Annotated in this window: 9 protein-coding genes; 3 read left to right on the forward strand and 6 right to left on the reverse strand. The window is 71.0% G+C overall.

What is annotated here, in order from left to right; translation table 11 throughout:
- A partial coding sequence (locus ACYVE7_RS21270) for a hypothetical protein (protein WP_460366728.1) occupies positions 1-233 on the reverse strand: 233 nt, incomplete at its 3' end.
- Positions 234-330: 97 nt separating this feature from the next.
- Between ACYVE7_RS21270 and ACYVE7_RS21275 the strand changes: the two genes are divergently transcribed.
- Complete coding sequence (locus ACYVE7_RS21275; RefSeq protein WP_460366729.1) at positions 331-2,643, forward strand: ATP-binding protein; 2,313 nt, start codon at positions 331-333, stop codon at positions 2,641-2,643.
- Positions 2,644-2,652: 9 nt separating this feature from the next.
- Here ACYVE7_RS21275 and ACYVE7_RS21280 read toward each other — a convergent pair whose 3' ends face one another.
- Complete coding sequence (locus ACYVE7_RS21280; protein ID WP_460366730.1) at positions 2,653-4,839, reverse strand: family 16 glycosylhydrolase; 2,187 nt, start codon at positions 4,837-4,839, stop codon at positions 2,653-2,655.
- A gap of 135 nt (positions 4,840-4,974) precedes the next feature.
- Here ACYVE7_RS21280 and ssuE point away from each other — a divergent pair, with 135 nt between their 5' ends.
- Positions 4,975-5,520, forward strand: coding sequence for an NADPH-dependent FMN reductase (gene ssuE / locus ACYVE7_RS21285; protein WP_460366731.1), 546 nt, complete (start codon positions 4,975-4,977; stop codon positions 5,518-5,520).
- Between the two features lie 15 nt (positions 5,521-5,535).
- Here ssuE and fahA read toward each other — a convergent pair whose 3' ends face one another.
- The 3 genes from fahA to hppD are packed head-to-tail and all read right to left on the reverse strand — an operon-like array spanning position 5,536 to position 8,969.
- Positions 5,536-6,648: a fumarylacetoacetase gene (gene fahA / locus ACYVE7_RS21290; protein WP_460366732.1), complete on the reverse strand. Its 1,113-nt coding sequence runs from the start codon at positions 6,646-6,648 to the stop codon at positions 5,536-5,538.
- Positions 6,635-7,801, reverse strand: coding sequence for a homogentisate 1,2-dioxygenase (locus ACYVE7_RS21295; RefSeq protein ID WP_460366733.1), 1,167 nt, complete (start codon positions 7,799-7,801; stop codon positions 6,635-6,637). The genes fahA and ACYVE7_RS21295 overlap by 14 nt, the downstream gene beginning before the upstream one ends.
- Positions 7,802-7,817: 16 nt before the next feature.
- A complete protein-coding gene (gene hppD / locus ACYVE7_RS21300; RefSeq protein WP_460366734.1) occupies positions 7,818-8,969 on the reverse strand; it encodes a 4-hydroxyphenylpyruvate dioxygenase in 1,152 nt (383 codons plus the stop codon).
- Between the two features lie 126 nt (positions 8,970-9,095).
- Between hppD and ACYVE7_RS21305 the strand changes: the two genes are divergently transcribed.
- A complete protein-coding gene (locus ACYVE7_RS21305; protein ID WP_460366735.1) occupies positions 9,096-9,611 on the forward strand; it encodes an Lrp/AsnC family transcriptional regulator in 516 nt (171 codons plus the stop codon).
- On the opposite strand, the gene ACYVE7_RS21310 is transcribed toward ACYVE7_RS21305, so the two are convergent.
- A partial coding sequence (locus ACYVE7_RS21310) for a universal stress protein (protein WP_460366736.1) occupies positions 9,608-10,012 on the reverse strand: 405 nt, incomplete at its 5' end. The two genes, ACYVE7_RS21305 and ACYVE7_RS21310, sit on opposite strands and share 4 nt — an antisense overlap.

Consider the following 10,012-nt stretch of genomic DNA (forward strand, 5'->3'; position numbering starts at 1 on the left):
GCCTTCGGATCGAGCGCGAACCCCGACGGGGCCGCCGCCAGGGTTCCCGGCGAAGGGACGGGCCGTCCCGGTCCCGGCGCGGCCTGCTGCCGCCGCGAGGAGTCCCCGCCGTGCAGGTACAGCGCCGCCCCGGCCAGGACGACGGGCGGGAGGAGAAGGACGGGCACCACCATCCGCAGCCGCGGGCGTGGCTGGTCCGGTTTGCGATGGCGCGGCCGCTCGGTCACGTGCATGGCTCCAGCATTCCGGGTGTTGATCCCGTTACGCAGCGGTATGTCAATTCTCAGATCGTCCACCCACGACGCCCGGGCAGATGAGACTCTGGCCTGTGTGACGCAGTGGGGATGGGCGAGATCCGGGGCGCAGCACGAGCCCACCGGCTTCATCGGACGTGCGGCGGAGCTCGAGGCCGTCCGCAGGGCCGTCTCCCAGGCCAGGGTCATCACGCTCACCGGGCCCGGCGGCGTGGGCAAGACCAGGGTCGCGCTGCGGGCCGCCCACCAGCTCTCGCTCGACTTCCTCGACGGCGTCACCATCGCCGAGCTGAGCGGTCTGCGCGACGCCGAGTTCCTGCCCAACACGGTCGCCTCCGCGATCGGGCTGCCCGAGATGGCGGCGCAGCAGCCGATGGACCAGCTCATCGCGCACTTCGCCGACAAGCGCGCCCTGCTGGTGCTGGACACCTGCGAACACCTCGTGGACGCGATGGCCATGTTCGTCGACATCCTCGTCCACCACTCCTCGGGGCTGACCCTGCTGCTGACCAGCAGGCAGCCGATGGCACTGCCCGGCGAGTTCGTCCTGCCGATCCCGCCGATGCCCGAGCCGGACGCCAACGCGACCGAGCAGGACAACGACGCCCTTGCCCTGTTCGTGGCGCGGGCCAAGGCCGCCGTGCCGACGTTCATGCTGGGCGACGACAACCGGTCGGAGGTGGTCGCGCTCTGCCGACGTCTGGACGGCATTCCGCTGGCGATCGAACTGGCGGCCGTCCGGCTCAGGACCCTTCCGCTGGAGGAGATCCTGCGCCGGATCGACGACCGGTTCCGGCTGCTCACCGGGGTGCGGTCCGCCCAGGCCAGGCACCACACGCTCCGCACCACCATCGAGTGGAGTCATGAGCTCTGCTCGCCGCTGGAGCAGGAGCTGTGGGCGCGGCTGTCGGTGTTCGCCGGCGGGTTCACCATGGCGGCCGTCGAGCAGGTCTGCGCCGGTGACGCCCTCGACGACTGGGAAGTGATCGACCTGCTCGGCGCGCTCGTCGACAAGTCGGTGGTGCAGCGCGTCGACGGGGTGGCCGAGTACCGCTACCGGATGCTCGACACGATCCGCGAGTACGGCGCCGAACGGCTGCAGCTCAGCGGCCGGGCCGAGGAGTACGCGCGGCGGCACCAGGAGTTCTTCCTGCGCATGGCCGCCCAGGCGGGTGCGGAGTGGCTCGGCGACCAGCAGTTCACCTGGGGCGAGCGGCTCGCCGCCGACCTCGACAACTTCCGGCTCGCCATGGACTTCGCGATCGCCCATCCGGGCGACGAGGCCGCGCTCCGCCTGGTGAACGGGCTGTGGGGGCTGTGGCTCGGCCAGAGCAGGCTGACCGAGGCGCGCCGCTGGATCGACAAGGCGCTGGCCGCCGAGCCGGAGCCCTCCCTCGAACAGGGCCTCTCCCTCTACCAGAGCTCCTACTACGGCCTCATCCAGTCCGACCGTACGGTCGGCGAGACGATCCGGCGCTGCCGCGAGGTCGCCGAACTCCTCGACGACGACTTCCTGCGGGCCCGCGCCGCGGCCGTCGAAGCCTACGAACTACTCATGTGGGACCCCGACATCACGCGCACGATGCTCGTGTTCGAGCAGGCACGCCATCGGCTCAAAGAGTCGAACGACCTCTTCCCGCGGGCCGCGGGACGCATCCAGACCGCCATCTACCACGCGGCTCACGGCGAACCGGCGAAGGCGCTGGACGACATCGAGCAGGGCCTGCGGGATCTGGCGCACCTCCCCCACGAACGCTGGGCGCGGAACTACCTGCTCATCACCCGGGTGCTCGCCCTCTGGGCGCTCGGCGAGCTCGACGCCAGCCGCGAGCTGGGCCGGACGGTGCTGCCGTCGGCACTCGAACAGGGCGAGATGATGGGCGTCGCCGCCACGATGGAGTTCCTGGGCTGGGCGGCCTGCGCCCACGAGGAGCATGAGCTCGCCGCGACCCTGCTCGGCGGCGCCGCGGCCCTCTGGCGGAAGGTCGGCACCACGCTGTGGGGCGTCCGGAGCCTGATCGGCCGCAGGACCGAGGCGGAGAAGTCCCTGGTCGCCGCGTTGGGCGCCGACCGTTTCACCCAGGTCTACGCGCTCGGCACGGTCATGCCCGTCGCGGAGCTGGTGGCGCTGGCCGGGGAGCGCGCGCCCAGCGGATGGGCGCCGCCCCTCCTGGACGCCGGGGACGGCAGCCCGCTCGGCCCGCTCACCCCGCGCGAACGCGAGGTCGCCGGGCTGGTCGCCGAAGGACTCAGCAACCGGCAGATCGCCGAACGCCTCGTCTTCTCCAAACGTACCGCCGACGCTCATGTCGAGCACATCCTCGGCAAGCTCGGTTTCAGCTCCCGCACCCAGATCGCCGCGATGATCGGCGCCCTGAAGAAGGACTGACCCCGGGGCTCAGGGCGCGGGCCTGACCTGGAACTCGTCGGTCTCGAAGGTGATGTTGTCCGCGCGCACGCCGACGGCGCCCGGCTCGGTGATCGGCGGTCCGCCGGTGCCCTTGTCCAGGACGCTCAGCAGCTCTCGGCCGTCCTTGGAGACCGTGATCCGCACCCCTCCGTCGACGTTCTTCGCGGTCGCGGTGAAGGTCTGCCAGGCGTTCATCGGCACCTGGTAGCCGGTGTTCCCCAGCTCGTAGTAGGTGCCGCCGTTGGCGGGGTCGGGGCCGCCCGGCAGCTTCTTCTTGATGACGATCCGGTTGTCGCGCCGGTTCACCGACACGACGTACAGCTTGTACTGGTCGACGTGGCGCAGCCAGAGGTGGATGCCGTCGGTGTCGGCGTTCCCGCCGGTGAAGCCCAGATGCCGCACCTTGGCCGTCACCGCGACGTCGGTGAAGTCGTGGCGGGCGGTGTTGGCGCGGAAGATCGTGCTGTTGGTCCAGCCGACGCCGTCGCGGCGCTGCCACTGGCCGCTGGTGACCTGCCAGGCGGAGCCGTCGCCGCCGCCGAAGTCGTCGTTGAGCACGGTCTGGCCCTGCGGCTGCGCGCCGGTGGTCGGCGCGGGCGAGCCGGACGGGCCGGGCTTCGGCGTCTCGGGCGCCGCGTCGGCGGTGGCGGTGGCCGGGTAGGCGCGGACGTAGTCGACGAGCATGGTCTGCGGGAACACGGTCGTCGGCAGCGGGTCGTGGGCGGCGGGGCCGCCGACCAGCGAGGTGAGGATCGGGTACATCGGCTTGTCGAACACCCAGCTCCCCTCGGGAACCTGGTCCTTGGTGACGGTCAGCGTGGGCCGGCCGTCGATGCTGAACTGCACCCGGTCGGCCCGCCGGTCCACGGCGTAGACGTGGAACTGCTTCGACACCTGGTCGTTGGTCAGGCCGGAGGAGACCTTGCCGTCGCTGGCGTAGCCGTCCGGGCCGTGCAGGGTGCTGCAGAGCAGGCAGCCGGCGTCGCCGAGGCTCTGGATGACGTCGATCTCGCCGCTGTCGGGCCACTTGCCCTCGGTGCCCAGCAGCCAGAACGCGGGCAGCACCCCGGTGCCGCCGGGCAGTTTGATCCGGGCCTCGACCCGGCCGAACGTGGTGGCGCCTTCCTTCATCGACAGCTCGGCCGAGGTGTACGCGCAGGTTCCCGCACCCAGCCCGCCCGGCCGGTGCGCGCACTTGTAGCCGGGGTTCTTGTTCTTGCGGGCGGTCAGCGCGAGGTAGCTGTTCTTCCCGTCCTTGACGATCTTCGCGTTGGCGGGGTCGTCGGTGAAGTACTGGAGGGTCGAGCCGTCGCCGGTCCGGGAGGTCCAGCGCTTCGCGTCGGGCGCGGAGCCCGCGGGGCCGTCGAACTCCTCGGCCCAGACCGGGTCGGCGAGCTTCGGCAGCAGCGAGCCGCTGGTGGTCGTGCCCTTGGGGTCGAAGGAGAAGGAGGTGACGCCCAGGCCCGCCGGCGCCGCGTCGGTGATCTCGAATCCGGCCTGGACGCGGCAGAGCGAGCCGGTGGTCTCGATCGGGCTGCGTTCGGCGGCGTCCACGGCGATCGGCGCGAGCTTGAGATCGGTCACCGAGGAGACGGGCTGGACCATGTCGTAGATCAGCGCGAACTGACCGGACGGCCCGGTGAAGTGGTAGATGTCGTAGAGGACCCCGCCGATGGTGACGCCCTTGCCCGACAGCCAGTCCTCGGGGAGGTTCAGCCCGGGACGCTTCAGCCAGATCATCACCTCCAGCGAGCGCGCGTCGCTGATGACCCCGGCGCAGGCTCCGGCGTCGGGGTGGAACCACAGGTCGTAGGAGGCGTTGTAGGCGCCGGAGTCGGGCGCGTTGACCGCCCAGCTCGTCGAGGCCTCGCCGAGCTCCGTCATCTTGATCGGCAGCCGCGGGTCGTCGGGCTTGGTGCCGATGTTCGGGTAGCCGCCGGGGCCAGGGCCCGGGATGTTCCCCGGGGTGATGGTGCTCTTGGAGACGGTGAACCCGGTCCCGTCGGAGGTGATGCAGAGCTCTCCGTTGGAGTTCCAGCGGTTGGCCTGGATCAGGTAGCCGCCCGCCACCTCCTGGCTGTCGTACTGCGAACAGTTCTCCTCGGGTGCCGCCTCCGCACGAGCGGTCACGAACAGCGCCGCGACCACCACACCACACACCACCACAGCACGCATGAGATGACATGTACCGAAATTGATCTCACAAAGCAACGCCACCCGCGGAACGGCTATGGCTCGTGACCGAATGGTGAGGTACTATCCAACTAAACCAGTAGGAAATACAGGTATCACCCGCCTTGGAGGCCCCCCTTGTCCACGATCCTGGTTCTGTCGGGAAGCCCGTCCGCGACGTCGAAGACCGCGGCGCTGGCCGGGCATCTGGCCGAACGGCTCCGCGGCGACGGCCACACCGTCGAGGAGGTCCGGGTCCGCGAGCTGCCGCCCGCGGAGCTGCTGGCCGCCGACGCGGGCGACCCGCGGATCGCGGCGGTCGGCGCCGCGATGGCCGAGGCCGACGCGGTCGTCGTGGCCTCCCCCGTCTACAAGGCGGCCTACAGCGGGCTGCTCAAGTCGCTGCTCGATCTGCTGCCGCAGTTCGCGCTGGCCGGCAAGGTCGTGCTGCCGGTCCTCACCGGCGGCACGCCCGCCCACGTCCTGGCCCTCGACTACGCGCTCCGCCCGGTGCTCACCTCGCTCGGCGCCGACCATGTCGTGCCCGGCTGGTTCGTGCTCGACAAGCACATCACGGCGGGCACGCGCGTCGAGGTGGAGGCCGCGTCCGCCGCGCAGCTCCACCAGGTCACCGACGCGTTCTCCGCCGCGCTCCACGCCCGCCCGGCACTCGTCGCGTCCTGAGACTCAGGGGACGATTCAGGGGACGATACGGCCGGTGACCTCGCCCAGATAGGCGCCGGCCGGGGTGGTGAAGGACAGGGTGACCTCGTCGCCGTCCTCCAGGAAGGCACGGGTGGAGCCGTCGGGGAGGGTCAGCTTCTCCGCGCCCGCCCTGGTCAGCTCGATGAGCGAGCCGGCCTGGCCGGGTTCGGGGCCGCTGATCGTGCCGGAGGCGAACAGATCGCCGGTGCGCAGCGTCGCCCCGTTGACGGTCATGTGCGCCAGCATCTGCGCCGGGCTCCAGTGGGTGGAGGCGTACGGCGGCCGGGAGATCGGGTGGCCGTTGAGACGGACCTCGACCCGCAGGTCGAGCCCCCGGTCCGCGGACTCCCGCAGATAGGGCAGCAGCTCGGTCTCGCGCGACGGCACCGGCACCCGGAACGGCTCGAGCGCCTCCAGCGGGACGATCCACGGCGACACCGAGGTGGCGAACGACTTGCCGAGGAACGGGCCGAGCGGCACGTACTCCCAGGCCTGCAGATCGCGGGCCGACCAGTCGTTGAGCAGGCAGACCCCGAAGACGTGGTCGGCGAAGTCGTCCACCGACACCGGCCCCGGCGACGGCGTCCCGACGACGAACGCCAGCTCCGCCTCGATGTCGAGCCGCGCCGACGGCCCGAAGGCGAGGATCTCGCCCACCTTGGACTGGCCGGACGGCCGCCGGATCTCGGTGCCCGACACCACGACCGTCCCGGAACGGCCGTGGTAGCCGATCGGCAGGTGCTTCCAGTTCGGCGTCAGCGGCGGCTGGCCGGGCCGGAACAGCGCCCCGAGGTTCGTGGCGTGGTGCTCGGAGGCGTAGAAGTCGACGTAGTCGGCGACCGTGAACGGCAGATGGAGGGTCGCTTCGGCCAGCGGCACCCGCGGGCCGTCCGCCCCGGCCAGCAGCGCGGCGCGGACCTCCGACCAGACGGGACGGCCCGCCGCGAGGAACGCGTCGAGCGACCCGCCGGCGAACAACTCGGCGTGCGGGATCTCCGCCGCCGACAGGTCGATGATCTCGGCGCCGGTCGCGACGCCGACCCTGCGGGCCTCCGGCCGGTCGGGGGTGGAGAAGACTCCGTAGGGCAGGGTTTCAGCGTCGAACATTCCACGTCCAAGCGTAGGCGGGGTCCTCGCAGTCGGCGGCGGCCGCGCCGAGCTGGAGGGGGGCGAAGGTGTCGACCATGACGGCCAGTTCGTCGAAGGACTCGGCGCCGAGGCTCCGTTCGACGGCTCCCGGCTGCGGGCCGTGGGTGTGGCCGCCGGGGTGCAGCGAGATCGAGCCCTGCCCGATCCCCGAGCCCTTGCGGGCCTCGTAGTCGCCGCCGCAGTAGAACATGACCTCGTCGCTGTCGACGTTGGAGTGGAAGTACGGCACCGGAACCGACAGCGGGTGGTAGTCGACCTTGCGGGGCACGAAGTTGCAGATCACGAAGTTGCGCCCGGCGAACACCTGGTGGACGGGCGGCGGCTGGTGGATCCGGCCGGTGATCGGCTCGAAGTCGCGGACGTTGAAGGCGTAGGGGTACAGGCAGCCGTCCCAGCCGACCACGTCGAACGGATGCCGGGCGTGCACGTGGACGGTTCCGCCGCCCCGGTGCTTGACGTACACCTCGACGTCCGAGCCCTCGCGCAGCAGCGGCTCGGCGGGCGCGCGCAGATCGCGCTCGCAGTACGGGGCGTGCTCCAGGAACTGCCCGTACTTCGACAGGTACCGCGACGGCGGCGTGATGTGGCTGCTTGCCTCGATGCAGTACAGCCGCAGCTCGGGGGTGGGCACCCACTGGTGCGCCGTCCCCCGCGGGATGATCACGTAGTCGCCGTCGGCGACGTGCAGCGCGCCGAACACCGTCTCGACCACGCCCGTGCCCGACTCGACGTAGACGCACTCGTCGCCGATCGCGTTCCGGTACAGCGGGGAGGCCGCGCCGGCGACCACGTAGGCGATCCGGACGTCGGCGTTGCCGAGCACGACCCGCCGTCCGGTCACCGCGTCGACGTCGGCCGGCTCCTTGAACAGCTCGTGCAGCCGGAGATGGCGCGGGATGAGCGGGCTGTTCAGGGTGAGCCCGTCGCCTGGCGGTTCCCAGGGACGGGCGTCCGACAGCGCCGAGGGCACCCCGCCGTGGTACAGCAGGGAGGAGTCGCTGGAGAACCCCTCCTCACCGACCAGTTCCTCGTAGTAGAGGCCGCCGTCGGGCCGGCGGTGCTGGGTGTGACGTTTGGCCGGGATGCTCCCGACGCGCCGGTAGTACGACATCTACAGCTTTCCTCGCCTACAGGTTCCCACGGCGGGCCTGCTCGCGTTCGATGGCCTCGAACAGGGCCTTGAAGTTCCCCTTCCCGAACCCCAGGGAGCCATGCCGCTCGATCAGCTCGAAGAACACGGTCGGGCGGTCCTGGACGGGCTTGGTGAAGATCTGGAGCAGGTAGCCGTCCTCGTCGCGGTCGGCGAGGATCCGCAACTCCCGCAGCGTCTCGACCGGGACCCGGGTGTCGCCCACCCATTCGCCCAGGGTGTCGTAGTAGCTGTCGGGGGTCTCCAGGAACTCCACGCCCATCTCGCGCATGGCGCGGACGGAGGCGACGATGTCGCCGGTCGCGAGCGCGATGTGCTGGACGCCGGGGCCGCCGTAGAACTCCAGGTACTCGTCGATCTGCGACTTGCGCTTGGAGATCGCGGGCTCGTTGAGCGGGAACTTCACCCGGTGGTCGCCGGAGGCCACGACCTTCGACATCAGCGCCGAGTACTCGGTCGCGATGTCGTCGCCGACGAACTCCTTGAGGTTGGTGAAGCCCATGACCCGGTTGTAGAACCCGACCCACTCGTTCATCCGGCCCAGCTCGACATTGCCGACGCAGTGGTCGATCGCCTGGAAGTACCGCTTGGGGTGGGACTCGGGCTTGGCCCGGAAGATCGGCTCCGCGGCGGCGAAGCCGGGCAGGAACGGGCCGTCGTACTTCGACCGGTCGATGAGCGTGTGCCGGGTCTGGCCGTAGGTGGCGATCGCCGCGAGCCGGACGGTGCCGTGCTCGTCGCTGACGTCGTGCGGCTCCTCCAGCACGGTCGCGCCGGTGCGCCGGGCGTGCTCGACGGCCGCGTCGACGTCCGGGACGGCCAGCGCCAGATCGGCGACCCCGTCGCCATGGGCGGCCACCGAAGCGCCCACCGCGGAGCCGGCCCGCACCTCGCCGGTCAGCACGAACCTGGCCTTGCCCGAGGTCAGGACGTACTCGGCCGCCTCACGGCTGCCCGTCTCCGGCCCCCGGTAGGCGACACAGGTCATGCCGAAGGCGCTCGAATAGTAGTGGGCGGCCTGCTTGGCGTTGCCGACCAGGAAGCGCACGTGGTCGAGCCCTCGCACGGGGAACGCGTCGGCCGAGAAATCGTGGGCGACGGCCCCGACGAGCTGATCCTCATTGATCATTTGGGTCATGTGACGTGCCTCTCCTCGCTGAACACCCCCACCTTGACCGTCATCTGCCCACGATGACAAGCTGTCCATAACCAACTATGCATTCTGCTAAGCAAACGGCGCGTCAAGGTGGTCCAGGTGCCCGATCAGCCAACCAATCTCGATCAGCTCGACATGCGGCTGATGCGGGCCGTCGCCGATCATCCGCGGGCGGGCTATCTGGAGCTGGCCCGGCTCACCGGCACCTCGCGGGTGACGGTCCAGGCCCGGCTGGAACGGCTGGAGGCCGCCGGGGTGATCAGGGGGTACGGGCCCGAGGTCGATCTGGAGCAGGCCGGCTATCCGGTGCTGGCGTTCGTCACCCTCCAGATCGCGCAGGGCGCGCTGGACGACGTCACCGACCATCTGCACGCCCTGCCCGCCGTGCTGGAGGCTCACGCCACCACCGGCCAGGAGGACCTGCACTGCCGGGTCGCCGCCCCCTCCCACCAGGGCCTCCAGGAGGTGCTGCTGGCGCTCAACCGGATCCCGGCCGTGGTCAGGACCACCAGCGTGATCGCGCTGGCGGAGCTGGTGCGGGCACGGGTGCTGCCGCTGCTGGAGGCCACCGACCGGCCCCACCCGTCCCGGGTGCCCCAGCGGGCGGTGCGTTAGCTCCCGACCACCATCACCGGGCAGGCCGCGTGATGGACGACCGAGTGGGCGACCGAGCCGAGGGCGCGCAGATGGCGTCCCGGATGCTCGTGCCTGCCGGTGACCAGCAGGGACGCGCCCGCCGACAGCCCGGTCAGCAGCTCACGCGGATGCCCCTGGACGATCGTCAGCGACGCGCCGGGCCCGTCCAGCCAGGGGGCGAGCTCGCCGTCCAGCCGTTCCCTGAGCGCCTCGATGACCGGGGTCGGATCCAGCGGCGGGAGCGGGGCGGGCGCGCCGAAGCTCTCCACCGGCGGCTCCCACCAGGAGTGCGCGATCCGCAGCGGGCTGCCGCGCAGCTCGGCCTCCCGGACGGCCGCGTCCAGCACCGCGGCGACCGGATGGTCCCCGACCGCCACGAT

The organism is Actinocorallia lasiicapitis (assembly GCF_054778695.1).